19 protein-coding genes are annotated in these 18,862 nt (G+C 55.7%); 5 read left to right on the top strand and 14 right to left on the bottom strand.

Features of this window, described 5'->3' with window-relative positions; translation table 11 throughout:
• The 6 genes from HRF49_09420 to HRF49_09395 all read right to left on the bottom strand — a co-directional run.
• Positions 1 to 743, bottom strand: a 743-nt coding sequence (locus tag HRF49_09420) for a site-specific integrase (GenBank protein MEP0814866.1), incomplete at its 3' end; no start/stop codon positions are given.
• Between the two features lie 36 nt (positions 744 to 779).
• On the bottom strand, positions 780 to 1,973 hold the full coding sequence (locus HRF49_09415) for an MFS transporter (protein MEP0814865.1): 1,194 nt from the start codon (positions 1,971 to 1,973) through the stop codon (positions 780 to 782).
• A gap of 24 nt (positions 1,974 to 1,997) precedes the next feature.
• Positions 1,998 to 4,475 (bottom strand): DNA gyrase subunit A, encoded by a 2,478-nt coding sequence (gene gyrA / locus HRF49_09410; GenBank protein ID MEP0814864.1) that lies wholly within the window; start codon positions 4,473 to 4,475, stop codon positions 1,998 to 2,000.
• A 24-nt stretch (positions 4,476 to 4,499) separates the two neighbouring features.
• Positions 4,500 to 6,524: a type IIA DNA topoisomerase subunit B gene (locus HRF49_09405; protein ID MEP0814863.1), complete on the bottom strand. Its 2,025-nt coding sequence runs from the start codon at positions 6,522 to 6,524 to the stop codon at positions 4,500 to 4,502.
• 406 nt (positions 6,525 to 6,930) lie between these two features.
• Entirely contained in the window at positions 6,931 to 7,566 is a 636-nt protein-coding gene (locus HRF49_09400) for a hypothetical protein (GenBank protein MEP0814862.1), read from the bottom strand.
• Between the two features lie 349 nt (positions 7,567 to 7,915).
• On the bottom strand, positions 7,916 to 8,449 hold the full coding sequence (locus HRF49_09395; protein MEP0814861.1) for a hypothetical protein: 534 nt from the start codon (positions 8,447 to 8,449) through the stop codon (positions 7,916 to 7,918).
• Positions 8,450 to 8,637: 188 nt separating this feature from the next.
• On the opposite strand from HRF49_09395, the gene HRF49_09390 reads away from it, so the two are divergent.
• Positions 8,638 to 9,771, top strand: coding sequence for an aspartate--ammonia ligase (locus HRF49_09390; GenBank protein ID MEP0814860.1), 1,134 nt, complete (start codon positions 8,638 to 8,640; stop codon positions 9,769 to 9,771).
• A 92-nt stretch (positions 9,772 to 9,863) separates the two neighbouring features.
• Here HRF49_09390 and HRF49_09385 read toward each other — a convergent pair whose 3' ends face one another.
• From HRF49_09385 to HRF49_09365, 5 genes are read right to left on the bottom strand one after another with little or no spacing between them, the layout of a single operon-like run.
• Complete coding sequence (locus tag HRF49_09385; protein MEP0814859.1) at positions 9,864 to 10,724, bottom strand: DUF4209 domain-containing protein; 861 nt, start codon at positions 10,722 to 10,724, stop codon at positions 9,864 to 9,866.
• Positions 10,725 to 10,744: 20 nt separating this feature from the next.
• Positions 10,745 to 11,674 carry a hypothetical protein gene (locus tag HRF49_09380; GenBank protein MEP0814858.1) on the bottom strand — a complete coding sequence of 310 codons (930 nt, stop codon included), beginning with the start codon at positions 11,672 to 11,674 and terminating at the stop codon, positions 10,745 to 10,747.
• A 29-nt stretch (positions 11,675 to 11,703) separates the two neighbouring features.
• Positions 11,704 to 12,279, bottom strand: coding sequence for a hypothetical protein (locus HRF49_09375; GenBank protein MEP0814857.1), 576 nt, complete (start codon positions 12,277 to 12,279; stop codon positions 11,704 to 11,706).
• Positions 12,276 to 12,584 carry a nucleotidyltransferase domain-containing protein gene (locus tag HRF49_09370; GenBank protein MEP0814856.1) on the bottom strand — a complete coding sequence of 103 codons (309 nt, stop codon included), beginning with the start codon at positions 12,582 to 12,584 and terminating at the stop codon, positions 12,276 to 12,278. The genes HRF49_09375 and HRF49_09370 overlap by 4 nt, the downstream gene beginning before the upstream one ends.
• Complete coding sequence (locus HRF49_09365; protein ID MEP0814855.1) at positions 12,581 to 12,883, bottom strand: nucleotidyltransferase domain-containing protein; 303 nt, start codon at positions 12,881 to 12,883, stop codon at positions 12,581 to 12,583. The genes HRF49_09370 and HRF49_09365 overlap by 4 nt, the downstream gene beginning before the upstream one ends.
• A gap of 80 nt (positions 12,884 to 12,963) precedes the next feature.
• Between HRF49_09365 and HRF49_09360 the strand changes: the two genes are divergently transcribed.
• Positions 12,964 to 13,401: a PaaI family thioesterase gene (locus tag HRF49_09360; GenBank protein ID MEP0814854.1), complete on the top strand. Its 438-nt coding sequence runs from the start codon at positions 12,964 to 12,966 to the stop codon at positions 13,399 to 13,401.
• 91 nt (positions 13,402 to 13,492) lie between these two features.
• Here HRF49_09360 and HRF49_09355 read toward each other — a convergent pair whose 3' ends face one another.
• Positions 13,493 to 14,386 carry a hypothetical protein gene (locus tag HRF49_09355; GenBank protein ID MEP0814853.1) on the bottom strand — a complete coding sequence of 298 codons (894 nt, stop codon included), beginning with the start codon at positions 14,384 to 14,386 and terminating at the stop codon, positions 13,493 to 13,495.
• 154 nt (positions 14,387 to 14,540) lie between these two features.
• Between HRF49_09355 and HRF49_09350 the strand changes: the two genes are divergently transcribed.
• A complete protein-coding gene (locus tag HRF49_09350) occupies positions 14,541 to 15,698 on the top strand; it encodes a glycosyltransferase family 1 protein (protein MEP0814852.1) in 1,158 nt (385 codons plus the stop codon).
• Between the two features lies 1 nt (position 15,699).
• On the opposite strand, the gene scpB is transcribed toward HRF49_09350, so the two are convergent.
• A complete protein-coding gene (gene scpB, locus HRF49_09345; GenBank protein ID MEP0814851.1) occupies positions 15,700 to 16,323 on the bottom strand; it encodes an SMC-Scp complex subunit ScpB in 624 nt (207 codons plus the stop codon).
• A 9-nt stretch (positions 16,324 to 16,332) separates the two neighbouring features.
• Complete coding sequence (locus HRF49_09340; GenBank protein ID MEP0814850.1) at positions 16,333 to 16,764, bottom strand: BON domain-containing protein; 432 nt, start codon at positions 16,762 to 16,764, stop codon at positions 16,333 to 16,335.
• Between the two features lie 38 nt (positions 16,765 to 16,802).
• Between HRF49_09340 and HRF49_09335 the strand changes: the two genes are divergently transcribed.
• Both HRF49_09335 and HRF49_09330 read left to right on the top strand, forming a co-directional pair.
• Entirely contained in the window at positions 16,803 to 17,663 is an 861-nt protein-coding gene (locus HRF49_09335) for a hypothetical protein (GenBank protein ID MEP0814849.1), read from the top strand.
• 151 nt (positions 17,664 to 17,814) lie between these two features.
• Positions 17,815 to 18,756, top strand: coding sequence for a phosphate butyryltransferase (locus HRF49_09330; GenBank protein ID MEP0814848.1), 942 nt, complete (start codon positions 17,815 to 17,817; stop codon positions 18,754 to 18,756).
• The last annotated feature ends 106 nt before the right edge of the window (positions 18,757 to 18,862 follow it).

Raw genomic sequence — 18,862 nt, 5'->3', positions numbered from 1 at the left:
GTGTTGGACAAAAGCAACTCCCGCGCCCCGCCTCGCGCCAGGTACGAAAAAAGCAGGTTCGCCGCGCGCCTTCCGAATACGCAGATGCGCGGCTTGCCGCCTTTTCCGATTACGGTCATCTGGCGGTGATGCAGATGTATGTCGGCTACGTTCAATGAAACGCATTCGCCGATGCGCAGCCCGGACGAATAAATCAGCTCGAACAAAACATGGTTGCGCATTCCGACCGGCGTTTTGGAATCCAGCGACGGAGGAAGGCCGGATTCGCCTGCCGTCCCCGGCTCGTCCTGAAGCAGCTCGTCCGCAAACGGCATGAACGCCTTCAGCTGCTCAAGCTCGGTCGGAACGCGGGATTTCGATTCGGGGCCGTACACCGACAGCGCCTCGCCTATCGTTTCTTTCGAAACGTACGGCGGCAGCGGGCGCTCCTGTTTTGGAACGCGCAGCGCGAGCGCCGGATTGGTTTCGGACAAGCCGGACTCCACAAGATACTCCCCGAATGCGCGGAATGCCGCGATTTTACGGGCCACGCTGCGGCGCGACACGCCCCCCGAAATCAAGCCGGCGATGTACCTGCGGATGAGCGCGAGCGTCAGGTCTTCCGGCCCGGATGCAAGCTTGCCATCCTTCGCCCAGCGCGCGGCCAACGATATGTCTCTTATGTAAGCCTTGACGGTATTAAGCGCCATGCTGCGGCTCAATTTGAGCCAGGCTCCGAAACCATCAAGTGCATCGCCGCCCATTGCAATAGTATAAAGCCGAATATGTGCAAACCACCATTATGCGGATTTTTTCTCAGGCAAATACAGGCCCAGTCGAGAAATCAAAAGCGCAGCCGTTGTTGCGCCCGCCGCGCCGTACGCGAAGGTCGCCCAGGGCGCGACCGCGGTCCACAGCGCTCCTCCTATTGCGCTTGCGAAAATCGCGCCGATTCCGGAAATCAATCCCAATGCGCCCATCGCGCTGCCGCGCAGCGCGCTGGGAACCAAGTCTGCCGCGAATGCCTTGCCGACGACTTCCGTCGCGGAAATATACAGCCCGTAAACGGCGAAAAGCGCCCACAGGTGCCACGGCGCGTTCGCAAGCGCGAATCCGGTGTAAACCAGCGCGAATACAACCATCCCGCCGACGAGAACAGATTTGCGGCCCACGCGGTCGGAAAGTCGTCCCAAAAACGGGCTGCCCGCCGCGTAAATCACGTTATATGAAATATACAGAAGGATTACTCCCGCGGCAGAGAACCCGGCGTCCTTCGCCTTGAGCAAAAGAAACATATCGCTCGAATTGACAAGCGCGAAAATTCCGACCGGGACCAGGTACGCGCGAAACGCGCGCGGCAGATCATGGAATCGAATGCCCGCTTCCGGCGCTTTACCGGAAGGCCCGATTTCCCTGACCAAAAAAAGAAAAAACGCCGCGGCGATCCCCGGAAGCACGGCGAGCCAGAGTACGAGCCGCAAATTATCGTCCGCCGCCGAAATCAGCGCTAGCGCGATTAGCGGGCCGATAATGGCTCCCATCGTGTCCATCGCACGATGGATACCGAACGCTTTCCCCTTGTATTCAGGTGGAACCGAATCCGAGATAAGCGCGTCCCGCGGACTCGTGCGCAGCCCCTTTCCGAACCTGTCCACTGTCCGGGCCAAAAGAGCGGCCGGCCATATGTAGGAAAGCGCTAGCAGAATCCGGCCAAGCGCGCTTGCGAAGTAACCCGCGATGACGAACGAACGGCGCTTGCCCGCCCTGTCCGACCATCGCCCCGAAAAATATTTGAGCAGGCTGGATGTCCCTTCCGCGATTCCCTCGATCACTCCCAAAAGCGCGACCGGCGCGCCGAGCGTGACCGTCATAAACAGCGGAATCACCGGATAGAGCATCTCGCTCGAAACGTCCGCCAAAAACGAAACGACGCCCAGCTTCACCAGATTGGGCGTTACTCCCCTTAACGGTCCGCTTGAAAATGGTCTCTCCAAATTCCCGCTCCGTTGTTGCCGGGGTTACTCGCCGTTGCCGTTTTCCATCGGAAGCTCGTCTCCTGTTTGGGAAACGACCGCGACATCGGACACTTTGTCCCCCTCGGAAAGTGTAATAAGACGCACGCCCTGCGCGGAGCGGCCGTATACGTTGATCTTGGACACCTGCTGACGGATCATCTGGCCGCGCTCCGTGATTATCAAGATGTCGTCGCCGTCGTCGGTTCGCCGCGCGGCGATTACCGGCCCCGTTTTATCGGTCACCTTAAGCGATATGACGCCCTTCGCGCCGCGGTGCGTCTTGCGGAACAACTCAACCTTGCTGCGCTTGCCGTAGCCGTGCTCGCTTGCGACAAGCAGGAAGTCCTCGTCGGAGAGCTTGTCGCATCCGACAACCCAGTCATCCTCGGCTCCGAGACGGATGCCGATGACGCCCTTGGCGGCGGTGCCCATCGCGCGCACTTCATCCTCGTTGAAAATAACCGTCATTCCCGCGCGGCTGGTTATAGCGAGCTGATCCTGGCCGGTGGTGGGAAGCACGAACAGCAGCTCGTCGTTATCCTCCAGAAGGATTGCGCGCTTGCCCGTCGAGCGGATGTTTTTGAATTCATCGATCTCGACCTTTTTCGCAATACCCATTTTGGTGCACATAAATAAATAGGGATGCGAGTAATCCGCCAGGTTGACAAGCGCTGTGACGGTTTCGCCTTGAGCTATCGAAATCAGATTTATCACCGGGATTCCGCGCGCGCTTCGGTCGAAAGCGGGGACGCGGTACACCTTGAGCGAATGCACTATGCCGCGGCTTGTGAAACAGAGCAGCGTGTCGTGTGTCTCGGCCGTTGTAAGCAGATTTACGACGTCGCCGGTTTTGGTCGTCGCACCGATCAGTCCCTTGCCGCCGCGCCCCTGCGCGCGGTAAGTGGATAGCGGAACTCGCTTGATGTAACCGTCGCGGCTGACCGTGACCACCACGGCCTCGCGCTTAATTAAGTCTTCTTCGTCTATTTCGCCCGAATCGCTGGTTATTATCGTTCGGCGGGCGTCGCCGAATTTCTCCACGGCCTCGGCAAGCTCCTTCTTCAGCACGCCGTCGATCTTTTTCGGATGCGCAAGAAGATCCTCCAGATATTCGATCAATTTAAGCAGCTCTGCAAGTTCCGCCAGCACCTTTTCTACTTCAAGCGACGTCAGGTGCGCCAGGCGCATGTCCAAAATCGCCTGCGACTGGATTTCGGAAAGTTCGAATTCCTCCATCAACTTTGCCTTTGCTTCGGACGGATTCTTGCTTCCTCGGATTATCTCGATAACTTCGTCGAGGTTGTCGAGCGCGACTTTCAGGCCTTCCAAAATGTGCTTGCGCTCGACTGCGCGCTCGAGTTCAAACTCGCTCCTGCGTCTGATGACTTCCCTGCGGTGGTTGATGAAGCGATCCAATACTTCTTTAAGAGAAAGGAGTCTGGGTACGCCGTCGTCTATGCAAAGCATGATGATGCTGTACGAAGTTTCAAGAGGCGAATACTTGTACAGCCGGTTGATCACGACCTGCGCGTTGGCCTGCTGCATCAGTTCGATTACAACGCGGATTCCGTTGCGATCGCTTTCGTCGCGGATATCCCTTACGTGTTCGATTTTTTTGTCGCGAACTAGCTCCGCGATCTTTTCCACCATCTGGGCCTTGTTGACCTGATAGGGAATTTCGTTGATTACGATGCGGTAGCGGCCTTTGGAATCCTGTTCCACCTCCGCGCGGCCCCGCATTGTTATCGTGCCGCGGCCGGTTTTATAAGCTTCCTCTATGCCCGAGCGGCCGAGAATCAGCCCGCCGCCGGGAAAGTCCGGACCCTGCACATGTTTGAGCAATGCTTCCGGGGCGATGTCGGGATTATCCACGACCGCAGCGACAGCCGCGCCGAGTTCCCGCAAATTGTGCGGCGGGATACGCGTGGCCATTCCGACCGCGATGCCCTCCGTGCCGTTCATGAGAAGGACCGGCAGCCCGGCGGGAAGAACTTTCGGCTCCTGCTCCTCGCCGTCGTATGTAGCGTCGAATTCAACGGTGTTTTTGCGGATGTCCGCAAGCAGGTACTCGCCCAGAGGGCTTAATTTGGCCTCGGTGTATCGCATCGCGGCGGGCGGGTCGCCGTCAATCGAGCCGAAGTTGCCCTGCCCCTCGACGAGCGGATAGCGCAGGCTGAATGGCTGCGCCAGCCGCACCAGCGAGTCGTACACCGCCGCGTCTCCGTGCGGGTGGTACTTGCCGACGATGTCGCCGCAAATCTTTGCGCATTTGCGCGTCTTCCGGTCTGACAAGTATCCGCCCGTCATCATTCCGTAAAGAATGCGCCGATGGACGGGCTTGAGTCCGTCGCGCACGTCCGGGATTGCGCGGCCTATGATCACGCTCATCGAGTAATCGATGAAACATTCCTCGACCTGCTTCGAAATCGGTACAAGGATCGGTTTCCTTAGGGTTTCGCCGATGTTTTCTTGTCTTGCCATTGGTTCCTGTCCGCTTGAAAGCGGCTAAATGTCCAAATTTTTCACTTCGCGGGCGTAGTCGGTGATGAACTTCTTTCGCGGCGCGACTTCGTTGCCCATCAGGTTGGTGAATACGGTTTCCGCATGAGCGGCATCGTCGATCGTCACCTTGAGCAGCGTTCTCGACTCCGGATTCATTGTCGTCTCCCAAAGCTGGTCGGCATTCATTTCGCCCAGACCTTTGAATCTGGTGATTTCCGCGCCCTTTTCGCCGATTTCCTTGAGAAGTTCTTTCAATTCGGCGTCGTTCATAACGTAGAAGCGCTTCTGCCCTTTTTTTACGCAATACAGCGGATTCTTCGCGATGAAAACATGTCCCGCCTCGATGAGTTCCCGCATATGATTGAAGAAAAACGTGAGCAGCAGAATTTGGATATGGCTGCCGTCCACGTCCGCGTCGGTGAGTATGATCGTCTTGTCGTACCTGCGGTTTTCGAGGTCGAAGTTCTGGCCGATATTCGTTCCGATCGCGGTGATGAGATCGCGGATCAGCGCGTTGTTGAGCATCTTCGCGTCGCCCGCCTTTTCCACGTTCAAAATCTTGCCGCGGATCGGCAGAATCGCCTGGAAGTTGCGGTCGCGTCCATTCTTGGCGGGGCCTGCCGCGCTGTCTCCCTCCACGATGAAAAGCTCCGTGCGATGGTTGTCGCGCTCCGCGCAGTCGGCCAGTTTGCCGGGAAGCGAGCTGTCGAATCCGGCTTTCTTGCGTGCGATGTCGCGCGCCCGCTTCGCCGCAAGCCGCGCGCGGCAGGAAGCCTGCGCCTTGGCTACGATTTTTTTTGCGATTGGCGGATTTTCGTCGAAATAAGCGGAAAGGTGCTCACCCACCGCCACTTCCACCATGCCCTGAACGTCCGTGTTGCCGAGCTGTGATTTCGTTTGGCCCTCGAACTGCGGATGCTCCAGCCAGACGCTGACAACCGCCGTCACGCCCTCTCGCACGTCGTCGCCGGACGGCACTTCTTCGTTCGCTTTGTAGAGGTCGTTTTTCTTGGCGTAGTTGTTCACTACGCGCGTGAGCGCGGTTTTGAAGCCGACGATGTGCGTACCGCCGTCCTTGGTAAAAATATTGTTGGCGAAGCCCAAAATGCGCTCGTTGTAACCCGTAGTGAATTGCAGCGACACTTCGATGCGGGTCGAATTTATCTTGTGCTCGAACATCACCGGTTTGTGCATCGTTTCCCGGTTGCGGTTGAGCCACTTGACGAATTCGCCCAGACCTCCAACCGCCTTGAAAGACGCTTTCTCGCCGTCGCGGTGATCGATCAAATCGATTTTCAGGCCGGCATTCAAAAAAGCAAGCTCCCTAAGCCGCTCTTCAAGAATGGGGAATTTGAAATCCGTAGTCTCGAAAACATCCGGATCCGGCCAAAACGTGACAACGGTGCCGCGCTTTCTTGTTTTGCCGCTGACCTTGACAGGCTCCGTAACCTCGCCGCGTTCGCAAACGATGCGCGTAATAACTCCGTCGCGATGTACTTCGGTTATATATTTTTGGGACAGCGCGTTTACGACGCTGGCGCCGACTCCGTGCAGCCCGCCCGATACTTTATAGGCGCCGCCGCCGAACTTTCCGCCCGCGTGAAGCGTGGTAAGGATTACTTCGAGAGCGCTTTTGCCCTCGCTCTCCATAACGTCAACGGGAATGCCGCGGCCGTCGTCGGTAACCCGGATTCCGCGGTCTGTGAGTATCTCGACCGTGATATTCTTGGCATGGCCCGCCATAACCTCGTCAATGGCGTTGTCCACGATTTCGTATACGAGATGGTGAAGGCCGGCCTCGCCGGTGGAGCCGATGTACATCGCCGGCCTGTGGCGCACTCCCGCCAAACCCTTGAGAACCTGGATCTGATCGGCTCCGTAGTCTCCTTCCACAACTTCGACATCGGCCGAAGGTGCCGCATCCTGCGCTGTATCGGCCTCCGGGTTGCCGCCCAAATCAAAGTCGGCGCCGCCCGAATTGTTCGGGGCGCCGGCATGGTTTTTCTGACCTTTCTTCGACACAGCCATACGAAAATGCTCCAAAAGCAAAAGTGCCTGAAGGCACTGGACTTACCAGCTGAAAGCGTAATTATACTAGCATAAAAACGGGCGGATGTGAAGTGTTTTCACAATATAAAGATGTGTAGGATAACCGCTTTTGGCCGATTCAAGAAGTTTAAGTAAAAGCGGTAATTGCCGGATGGATTGCTGCCCAATTGATCTGTTTCGTTCGCAGCGGGCACAACAGGCCGAATCAACGGAACAGCTTTTTAATAGCGCTAATGACGCGCACAATAAGCCAACAGGCGGGCAAGCCGCAAGATAAAAAAAGGGGCGAGGAATCTTATTGGCAGGGAAAACGCATTTGACGGCACGAGGGACGACGCCTTAGGCGCCGCCCCTCGAATAAAATTCTGCCTAGTTGAACCGGAAATTACTGGGTGCCGCCGGTTCCCTGGGCGTGAGTGCTCGGCAGGCCGACCATAAACTGGCCGCCCCTGTTGTAGCGGATCGTGACCGTCCAGCCGCCCGTGTCAACGGTCTCGTTGAACTGGCTGGCGCCCGCGAAACGCTCCCACGAGTCACCGTCCCACATGAAAACCGTTACGCCGCCGCCCGCAGTGAACTGACGGTAAAGCGGGAGAACGATGGTCAGGTTCTTGCTGAATACGGTGCCGAAGGAACCCAGCGAAGTATCGACCGTAACCTGGCATCCGCCGATCTTGTAGTAGCCCGGATAGCTTGCGTTCGCCGGCGCAGTATCAAGCGGGCCGACGCCGAAGTTGATCCAGGTGGGGGACATGCCATTCGTCGTAACGTACGTGTCGTTAGGAAGAATGGCCGCGGCACCCGAACTATCATCCTCGACGCCGATGCTGTCGGAGCCGTGATAGTACGAATTGCCGTCGCCGTCCATGGTAAGGTCGATCATTCCGGTCCATGACCATTCAACAAGTGGCAGCCAGCCGGCTCCCGGGGGAGTTTCCCACAGGTACCGTCCGCCGCCGCCCCAGCAGCTCGTCGCAAGAAGAGCAGCCGCCATCAATACTGCCAGAAAACCAAATCTCATCTTCCCTTCTCCTTTAGTTTGGACTTACGCTGTTGGAGGAGGCGATGCGAGCTGCAAACCTCTTCTCCAAAGCCAACTGCAAACTTGAGTCATTTTACCCCGCTTTGGCCAAATGTCAAGAGACGGGGCAAATGCATCGCCGGCAGGCCGGCGCCGCAGTCAGCCTATTATACCACGACAAGCGCGAAAACGATAATTCGGTGCGCATATGGCGGAGGTTCTAATCAAATTTGTAACAAACGAACAATTCGTACAATGTAAACTATTTAACCGCATACATATGTCTTGTTTGCGGGAACCCGCATCAATTCAGGACAACGAGCCTTCCAGGATGCACATGAAATTGACTTCAAGTTCCGGTTTGCCCTTCCTGGACAGGGGGTACCAGTTCCGCGGAATTTTTGCGGAACCGCTTTTCGATGGTCAAAATCGCGTCTCCGCCGGCTTCCATTACCTCGCTTTTTAACGCGAACTCGTCCGGGCCAAGCCGCGTGAATACACGCCTTTCCATGTTTCCGGACGGATCGGGTGCGGACTCGAACGCCCAAACCTTGGCCGGCACTATCATTTTTCCTTCCATTGCCGTACGCCACCCGCCCGGACTGTACACGTCAAGGTAAAGGATTCCCCTGGGGTCGAAGCCGGCGATCCAAACTTCAATGTAATCGGCTCCCGAAGGCGATTTGCCGGATACATCGAATCGCAGGGAGCCTTCTCCCAGAAACTCGGCGGCCCGGACAATATCGCCTTCGCCGTCCGACCATTCGCCCGAAAGAAACGCGAAAGTGGAAAACGAGAACGGGGTCTCTTCCGCGTCGAGCATCCCCGCGGACATGGCGGCTGCGAATACGATTAAAAACGCGCAAGTTCGAACAGGATTCATTTGCTCCTCCGGCGAAACGAACGCGGAAATAATACAACTACTCTTTCGCCATGTGTTTGGATCTGCAGAGCCGCAGGTTAAGCCTCCACGATTGGCATCTTTGTAACAAGCTTTTTGAATTTGCCGATTCGCCCCTTCGTTGTGAATAATGTCCGGTGGTTAATCCCAAATCAAACAGGAGAAAACACATGTCAGCAGTTGGAGACAAGCGCGCGGACCTCGCCGGGCCGGGCATCAGCACCTACGAAGCGGTGGACGCAATCCTTCCGGACGATTACGACCCGATTCTCGACCCCAAGGACACGCAGAAAGCAATAGCCGCGATCAAGGAGTACATCGAGCACGGGCTTTGCGAAGAACTGAACTTGTTCCGAGTCGAATGTCCGTTAATCCTCACGAAGGAATGCGGAATGAACGACTACCTGGACCGCGACGGCAGCCGCACGCCCATAGACTTCCAGTGCGGCCTCGGCCTTGAAAAGAAGATAGACGCCCAAATCGTCCAGGCGGCTACGAAATGGAAGAGGTTCGCCCTCAAGCAGTTCGGATGCGAAGTGGGAGAAGGAATCTACACCGATATGCGCGCCGTGCGCAAGGACTATTTCCTCGACCACGACCATTCCAGCTATGTCGATCAGTGGGACTGGGAGCGCGTCATCACCGCCGAGGATCGCAACCTGGACTTCCTTAAAATGGTGGTCAAAAAGCTTTGGAAGGTCATTCGCGGAGCTGGGATGTACGCGATGAAGCTGTTCCCCAAGCTCGCGGGCCGATTCCCGGATTTCCCGGAAGAGCTGACTTTCCTGCATGCCGAGGAAATCCTTGCGATGTACCCCGACCTGCCGCGCAAGCAGCGCGAGACTGAAGTCATCCAGAAATACCCCGCCATCTTCATAATCGGAATCGGCTCGGTGCTGGACGACGGCTATCCGCACGAGATGCGCGCCGCTGATTACGACGATTGGATAACGCCGACCGTCGTGAAAAACGGCAAGCAGTACCACGGGCTGAACGGCGACATCCTTGTCTGGAATCCGGTCACGAGGCGCCGCCACGAGCTTTCGAGCATGGGCATCCGCGTGACCAAGGATACGCTGGTGCAGCAGCTCAAGATTTCAGGCCAGGAGCATTTCCTGGAGCTGCCCTACCACAAGATGATCCTGAACGACGAGATTCCGCTGTCCATCGGCGGCGGGATCGGCCAGAGCCGCGTGTACCAGTACCTGCTGCGCAAGGCCGCGCTGGGCGAGTGCAGCGTGACGGTATGGCCGGAGCAGCTTCACCAAATCTGCAGCAAGCACGGGATAAGTTTGCTGAGGTAGGAGCTGGGCAGGCACAGGTCGCAATATCGAGCGTTTGATCAGGGCGGAGACTCAAATGGGCTTCCGCCCTGTGTTTAATGCATACAAAATATCTATGTCGAAGGTATGTCCAACTGGGGCTTTTCCAAAAGAAGCTTGAGTATTAACCACCATAAATAAATGCAACTTTGATCTTCAAATTCATCCGAATCCATAAGTCCATGGCAAACTTTGTTCCTTAAATTCATTCCCGTTCGTTCAACAAGCAAGCTGCGTAGCTCAGAGATAAAATGAGCCCCAAATAACCGGCCCAATTCTGGCCTGAAAAGCAGTTCATTCAAGTCCATTTCCTCGTGATGCCCATCCTCCTTAACCTTTATGGTTTCAACGCCGCACTCACGCATAGCTTCGCGAATTAGGTTTTCCGTCTGTGGTATAAGCAAATGAAGCGATGTGGCCCACTCTCCCTTCAATCCCTCCAACAATCCGCGTGCAAATAGCTCAGTTCTTGCTTGGGGAATTCTCTTGGAATCCCTCAATGCACGCCTAATCACTCCTATTCTCATTCTTTTTCGGTGTTCTAATTTAATTACACAAAGCCTTGGTTTCAAGCTAATTTCGACAAACAGGCAATATCCAATGCGGTTATCTTGATTCAGTTCAGCGCGCTGCGCCTTAATTCTGTCGCCCTCTTTTGTCGACATTTTTGCCGGTACTTTAGCGACAAGCCGATGCGCTTTATCGAAGTAATCCGTCGAAGCCAACGAACGAAAAAGCCCAATATCTTGCGAATGCTCTATTGGCTCTTGATTCGGCAAAGGCAAAGAAACAAGAGATAATAAGGCATCCATTTGGCTCATTCCTTTTACCGAATCCGCAGATTTTTCAAATACTTCTCTAGGCAAAGTAATTCGACCTTCGATAACTATTGGATTCGCCTCTATTTCCTTGGCAATTTCGCGCTGCCAATTCACTATTTGGATTTTTATCTGCTTTACTTGATCGACCGGTACGTTCGCCTCCCTAAGCCTATCAACCGCCTTTTCCGCAAGCTAAGCGCGCGCGATTTATTGGGATTGTCACCTGCAGCACATCGAGCTGCGTCGCCAAATAGGCAGTCCGCGGCTCTAACTAGCGCCTCCGTCTTGCCCTGTTCATTACCATTCAAAATCTGCCATCCAGCTACTAAACCAAGCACCTTGTCCGCCATTGTGGAATTTGGGACGCCCTCACAAAACGAAACAAGTTTCTCCAAAATGGCTATATGTTTTTTCGGATCTCCAATTTTGAATTCCAGAAGCAGCCTTGATAAATCCTCAATAATATTTTTGCAACGAAGATTAAGATGCCAGTCTTGATTGCACTGCCTGTCAATAGTTTCTTCAATTGCAGCGACCACCTTGTTTATGTAATCTGAATTGCCCTTTGAAATTGACATAGCCAGTCGTAGCGCTCTTTCAAGACGGTCTGTAAATTTTGCTGGCCAACTGGAGTGTTCGATTATTGAGGCTGACTCTATATATGACTCAATTGCCAGCTTAGCCGACGCTATATCGCGCTTTCTTATCCAAAGGACATCAGCCACCCTCGCCCTCATATCTGAGTTGGGTATTGAAGTTGAAAGTTCGTTAAGAATGGCGAGTTGGTTTTCGTCTAAATCCTCCGGAATCATGCCTCGTCTTCCATCTTCCAAAATAGCCATTGGCGTAAATGGCGCATCTTGTAAACCAGCATTCAACATCATTGTTGCCAAGCGAGACAGAAGAAGATATGCGTTTGCCAAATGCAACTTTCCTTCCATTTCCGCATTGTCAGCGGCTTTTTTTAAAGGCCGCCAAATGCTGTCGCATGTAGGTTCGTCGTCGGCAGCGAAAACTGAATCCCACAAAATATCCCGGAAATCGGATAACTGAATATCGGACAATTTTGACTCCCTCCAAACTGGGGCTAGAATTATCTCGACCTTGATTTCCCCACAGCCCAGTCCTTAAACTTGGCTGCCTTTGCTACAAAGCGGCAAAGCTTAGCCAGAAATTCCTCACTTTGCAGCTCGCCGACGAAGATCAAATCTGAGAAGACTCCATCCGGCCAATTCACATCCACCAAAACAGCGTCTTCGTAGTAATCCAAAAACGCTTCGCGTCCGATTCCGGCCCTTCCGCCACCAAGTTTGCCGCTATGAAGCAAGGCAATGTTTCCGAATGTCGTCTTGGCAAAAACGCCCGCAATTCGCCGGTTTATGCCTTTGAACGGGATGTTAATCTCGCAGGAAATGTCCAAATCGAATTTGTGCTTCGGATTGTCAATTCCGAAGCAGCACCAGAATCTATTTTCACATCGGTGAGCATCGAAGAATGACCAGAATTTCTGGTCAGGGTGCCATGCAACAGAAACGTCTGTTACTCCACCTGGATGCCCAATCCGATTCTTCACCTTCTCCCCGCACCCGTTCACAGCCTTGTCGTAAATCTTGTAGGCCTCCTGAATTTCACTTTCGTCTACAAGTACACGTGCTATCGAAATGCTCATATCTCCACCGCCTCTGCCAGGATGCTTCTTTCTAGAATTTCATCAAGCGCATCTTCCTGTACCACGTCTATCTTCCTTCCAAACAGCCTTTCAAGATCGACGATTAATCCGCAGGGAAAAAGCTGCGTTTTGCCGTCGCCTTCGGCAATCAGGAAATCGATGTCGCTCTCCGGCCCGAGTTCGCCGCGGGCGGCGCTGCCGAAAACGCGCACGTTTTCCGCTCCGTGCTTTTCCGCGAGGCGCAGGATTTCCTCGCGCCTCTCCAGGACTTCGTCACAAATTCGATTTATTTCGGAGTGTTTCATATCTCCACCGCCATTTCGAGAATTCGGCGTTTTTCCGGGCTGTCGGGGGCGCTTTCGAGCACAACATCCACACGACATCCAAGCAGATCTTCCAGGTCGGCCACCAAGCCTCCGGGAAACCAGGGAATGTGGGCGGGCCCGGGCATCACGATGAAATCCGCGTCGCTTTCCGGGCCGTCGGTGCCGCGAGCTGCCGAGCCGAATACACGAATTCTCCCGACTCCATGCTTTGATGCAATGCGCAGAATCTCGTCGCGGTTGGCGGCAATCCTTTCCGAAATTGTTGCAACCGTGCTCATCAACTTTGTACCCGCAGCATTTTACCTTATTTGGCCCTATGGCTGCAGCTATAATCTCCTCGCCTTCCAAGGAGCACCCCATGCCCACCCAACGCACCGCCTTCATCGACGACGATTTCTGTTTCGCCTGCGGGCAGAAGAACCCGCTCGGACTCGCGCTGTCCTTCGATGTACGGGAGGACGGCACCTGCGCGACCGAATTCACCGCCGCGGCGCACCACCAGGGCTTCGCCGGAATCCTGCACGGAGGGCTGATCGCGACGATCGCCGACGACCTGATGAACAACCACCTGTTTCGCGGATTCGGCGTGTACACCGCGACCGCGGAGTTATCGACGCGGTTCAAGGCGCCCGCGCCGCTGGGAGAGCCGCTGGTTTTCACCAGCCGCCGTACCGCCGCCCGCGGCAAGGTGCATGAAATGGAATGCGACGTGCGCAAAAAGTCCGACGGCTCGCTGCTTGCCGTATGCAAGGGAAGGTTTATCGAAGTATCCGTTCCGTCAGCCAAAATCCTATGAACCCACAATCCCATGAACCGCGGCATTTATGCCGCGCCTGCGCGGGCTGAATCCCGCGGATCATGGTTCGTTGTTTTCTCCACGCGACAAACTACCGCCCGTGGCCGATTGCGCCCGCGGGATTCGCCCCCGCGTCCACCTTTGCGTAATCCAGCTCGCTTCCGAGCATGCTGTGCGGAATCATGAATATCACGAACATCAGCACCGCGGAAACAAGCGTATGCCATCGCGCGGCGCGGCTTGGCGGAATCCCGCGCTTGCCCAGCGTCCAGCACGCGCTCACCCAGCCGATGAACGCGATCAGCGTTTTGTTGTCGGTCAAGTCCCAGCCGAGCGGCGCGCCCGTCCACCATTCGCCGAACGAATAGTACTGCACGATGGGGCCGAAGATCATCCCGCCAAGCGTGATCGCGACGAGCGTATACCACGCGAGACGCCGGATGCGCCCGGAGGGATTCAGCAATTCAAGCGCGGTGCGCGTCGAAAACAGCATCGCGAGGAACATGAGCAGGATGTGCGGGATCATCGCCCAGGCGGGTACGTCGCCGCGGAACCGGATGACAACGGGGCCGCTTTCGGGAATTTTGAATGTGCCTTCCGGCGTCGTCAAAATAACCGAGTATTCCAGCTTGCCCGCGGGAGGCTGGTGAGGAAGTCCGCCGATGAATATCCGCCTGCCGTTTTTCTCGGAAATCTGCATAGGCATGGCAAGCGGCGCGTCCTGCGTTTTGAACCGCTTGTATTCAAGCTCGGCGGTACACCCATCGCCCGGATCGGGAATCGAAATGGTCGCTCCCGACGCGCCCGCATGGCTCCTCGGCAAAGAATACGAGTATTTCGTTTTGCCCAATTCGAATTCGCCGCGTTTTGGATGAGTCGGGCCGGTCAATCGCTGATACGCGGCTGACGCGAGGGTGATTAATACTGCGATTACCCAAAGCAACACCGCGCCGGCGCGTCCGCGCTTTTTGGTTTGCTCGCTCAAAATGAATCTCCTGACAACCGGGCGGGATTATACTTTCGCACGCTTGAATGAGCCGCTTCGAGGCTCCGGTGCAAGGTTTCACAAGCTCGCGGAGTATAATCAACTCCGCCGGCCCGGTTTTCAGCGGGCCCGAAGGATACGGCAAGTCGCAATCATGCGAATCGCGATCGTAACGGACGGCTGGCTGCCCCAGGTGAGCGGGGTTGTGACCACGCTCGTCAACGTCAAGGAGCAGCTCGAAGCGATGGGGCACGAAGTGAAGGTTATCGGCCCGGACTTCGCGCACCGGCATTTTCACTGCCCGTCCTACCCTGAAGTAGAGCTTGCGGTGTTTCCGTTCCGCGAAATCTCGCGCGCGTTGGACGCGTTCCGGCCCGACGCGATTCACATCGCGTCCGAAGTGACCGTGGGGCTTGCCGCCAGGCGGTACTGCGTCAAGCGCGGCATCCCGTTCACTACGGCTTATCACACGAGATTCCCGGAATACATCCGCCAGAGGTACCCGGTGCCGCTGCGCGTTTCGTACTCGTACTTCCGCTGGTTCCATTCGAAGGCGGCCAAGGTGCTCGTGCCGACCGCGTCGATCAAGCAGGTGCTGGAGTCGAGGGGATTCCGCAACATCGTACTATGGGAACGCGGCGTTGACACGAACCTATTCAAGCCGCGCGAGCGCTACGAAAAAATAGTTCCGGATTGGCCTCGGCCCGTCATGCTGTATGTGGGGCGCGTCGCGGTCGAAAAAAACATCGAGGCGTTCCTGGATCTTGATTTGCCAGGCACAAAAATAGTCGTCGGCGACGGCCCCGAGCGCGTCAGGCTTGAAAGCGAGTATCCGAATGCCGTATTCACCGGCTACAAAGCCGACGAGGAGCTTGCCGAGTATTACGCCGCGTCCGACGTTTTTGTTTTCCCGAGCCGAACCGACACCTACGGCATCGTGCTGCTGGAAGCGCTGGCATCGGGAACACCGGTTGCGGCGTTTCCGGTGCCGGGCCCGATGGATCTTATCTCTGATGGCGCGACCGGAGCTTTGGACAACGATCTGGAAGCGGCAGTCCGGCGCGCGCTTTTAATACGCGGAAGCGCGTGCAGGGAATTTGCGCTCGAAATGTCCTGGCGAAAATGCGCCGCGGATTTTCTGGCTTTTCAGGCGCAAATAGACGAAAGGAAATTCACCGTACGCAGGTTCGCAATGCCCATCCGCTCCGTCCGCGCGGCCCGCGCGATCGCGGGATTGCGCAGGATTTCGACGAACGCGGTTAGAATGGCCGCAGTCCGGGCTTCGGCGCTTCGCAGGCGGCTCCCCCGTTGATTCAAGCTTCTTTGGAGCTCCCTTCCCCCTGAAGTTCGACTTTGGGCAGGTCTTTCAACGATTTCAGCCCGAATATTTCCAAAAACCTGTCCGTAGTGACATAGCTGAACGGACGCCCCGGCCCTTCTGTGCGTTCCTTTACCTTGATCAGACGCTTTTCGAGAAGTCCCTTTATTACCCCTTCGCAGTTGACTCCTCGGATTTCCTCCACGTCCGTGCGGGTGCACGGCTGTTTGTACGCGATAACCGACACGGTTTCGAGCGCGGCTTTGGATAATCCCGTTTGCTTCGTTCTTTGAAAGAATGCTTCGATGGTTTCATACGCCTCCGGCACGGTGACCATTTTCACTCCGCCCGCGACTTCGATAATCGTCAGTCCGGACGATTTGAGACATTCCTTCGACTCGTCAAGAGCGGCGCTCAGCTGCGCATCCGAAAACCCGAAAAAATCTCTTAGCCTTGAAAGCTCTACGGTGGCGCCGGCGCTGAAAAGCACCGCCGAAAGCAGTGCTCCCGGCGGAAGTGTGCGCGCAACTTCATTCGGACCAATCGAGCCTTGCCCGGATTTGTCCGGCGGTTCCGGACCGCGAACGGGATTTTCCGAATCGGTTTTTACATTTCCCATCGGAACCGCCTAAGCATCATCAATTGAAAAGCGCTTGTCCTTCAGGCTTTCGTCCACTTCGATCTTGTTCAGGACGTCTTTCACGGCCTCGGTTTCCCTTGCGTATTTCTCGGCTCGCTTCTTCATTTCCTCGGTCGGCACCACGCCGGTCAGGGTGACAAGACCGTTCGTCACCTCGACTTCGATGTTGTTCTGAAGCAGCTCCACGTCGGATTTTATCGCCGCCAACACGGCGACCTTGATCGTTCTGTCTTTGACTTCGAGCGATTCGGCGAGCCCGGGGACGGTAACCTCGCTTTCGGCCGCGCTCTGGCCTTCGGGGGTGATTTTGCCCGAGCAGCTGGGCGCCCCAAGCACCGATATCACAAAAAACGCGCAAAGCGCGTAAGTCAGGTAACGCAACTTAACCACCTTCCACAAAAGGATACCGGAGTTTAACACCTTTCGCCGCCGGCCGCTTGCGGGTTATAATCCCCGCGATGGATTTCAAGTTCGAGCCCAAAGTCGTTTCGATATCCGTGCTTTCGGTCATCGCTGTCGCGGTTTTGCTCGTATGGGCGGGGAGGAGCTGCAACATCGCCGCAAGGATTTCCACTGTTTACGTGACGGGCGAAGCGCACAACTCGGTGGAAAACGAAAGCAGGCTTTACTTCGTGCCCGACGACGAACCCGTGATTCTGGTTGTGGAATTCGACAAGATTACGGCCGAAACCACGATGAACACGCACTGGTATTACGTCGCGAAAAACACGATCGTGCATGAATCCAGCCAAAAAATAAACAAAAAGGGCAGATATACAATCAGGCTGAACCGGAACGCCGGAGACAGCGAGGTTGGAGATTACAAAGTGGAAGTCGCGCTGGACGGCACGCCGCAGACCTCGGTTTATTTCCGAATCGCCGGGGAGCTTCCCCCGCCGCCCACCGAAAAGGAACGAAAGGAGTTCCTCCACCGCATCTACAACATCGAGGAGCCGCCGGACGCTGCGGAAGTGCCGATCCTTTCCCAGTTCGCCACTGCGTCGAGCGTTTACGGGCTGACACAGGCTCCCAAGGAAACTAAAGACGTTTTTCCACGCGACGCGGAAGTAATCTATTTGACCATGCTTTTAACAAGCGCACCGGAAGGCACCAAAGTAAGGGTTGATTGGTATTTTTTGGGCGCGGACGGCAGCTCCGACTCTACGCTAATTATTCCTGCAGAGCTCACTACTTGGGGAACACGCCAGCTGGCCTTCAACCTTAAACCCGGCACGGGAGACCTGCCCGCCGGCAAATACGAGGCTGCAGTATCGCTTAATGATGTCGAATTTGCCAGGATTCCGTTCGAAGTGCGTTAGCCCGAACCAACAAAAAACATAGCAGGGTTGTTTCGCGGCGCGGTATTGCCGTCCGCGTTAATTTGTATCAAGCAGTGCAAAAGCGCTTGCAGGGGAAATTGATGCTAAAATCAGCTTGGATGAAGCGTAACAAACGCCGAAAGGAAAACCGATGATCAGGACTTTAGACGGGGTATTGCTCGCAGCTCGTGACCTGCCGGCGAGTAGGATTGCGGTGGCAGGCGCGGACGACCCGATGGTAATCGATGCGGTCAGGCTGGCCGAAGACGAAGGGCTGGGGCGCGCGCTTTTGTTCGGAAATCCTGAAGCGATCGGCGTTGCGCTGGAAAACGCGTCTTCGCCGCCGCAATGGTCCGAGATAGTGGCGTCAGACGATCCTTGCGCAGCCGCCGTTGATGCGGTGAAAAGCGGCGCGGCTGACTCGGTTCTGAAAGGAAACGTGCCCACGAATACGCTTCTTAAAGCGGTTTTAAGGCGGGATGCCGGGGAAGGCGGTGTGGAAAGGCTGCTCTCGCACGTCGCGATCATCGAAAACTACAGCCAAAACAGGCTTTTGATTTGCACCGACGGCGGGATGGTTACGGATCCCGATGTTTCAAAAAAAGCCGCAATTCTGGACAACGCCATCCAAGTGGCGCGCTCTTTGGGGCTGGAATGTCCAAGGATAGGCCTTCCCGCTCTGATGGAAGACAAAGGCCAGAACATTTCCAGCCTTAACGATGCAAGGAAACTGATGGAAATGTACAAGGCGGGAAGGTGGCCTGACACGATAATGGACGGCCCCTTCGGAGTGGACGTATTCCTGGACGAGGAATCGGCCAGGCACAAAGGAATCTCAAGTCCTTGCGCGGGCGCGGTTGACATTCTTCTATTCCCCAACACCGATTCCTGCAACATCGCGGTCAAGATGGTCCTCCACTATTGCCATATGGATATGATCGGCTTGGTTGTGGGAGGCATAACTCCGGTGATTTTGGTCAGCAGGGCGCATTCCAGCCGCGCCAAGCTGATCAGCATCGCCCTGGCGAAAATCGTAAAGCGCGGAGCGGCGCAGGCCTCGTCGGAGGTTCGTCAGGCGGAGTCCGCCGGATAGCCGCGATATGCTAAAATCGGCCGGGCGAGACGAGCGCCCAGACAAAATTTTCTGCAACGAACTTTGCCGCCTTCACGGGGGTTTCGTATGACTCTGCCTGTTTTTG

Source organism: bacterium (assembly GCA_039961635.1).
Lineage (GTDB): Bacteria > 4484-113 > 4484-113 > JAGGVC01 > JAGGVC01 > JABRWB01.
Note: the sequence above shows the minus strand (reverse complement) of the source record. Positions and strands in the feature narration are given on the sequence as shown.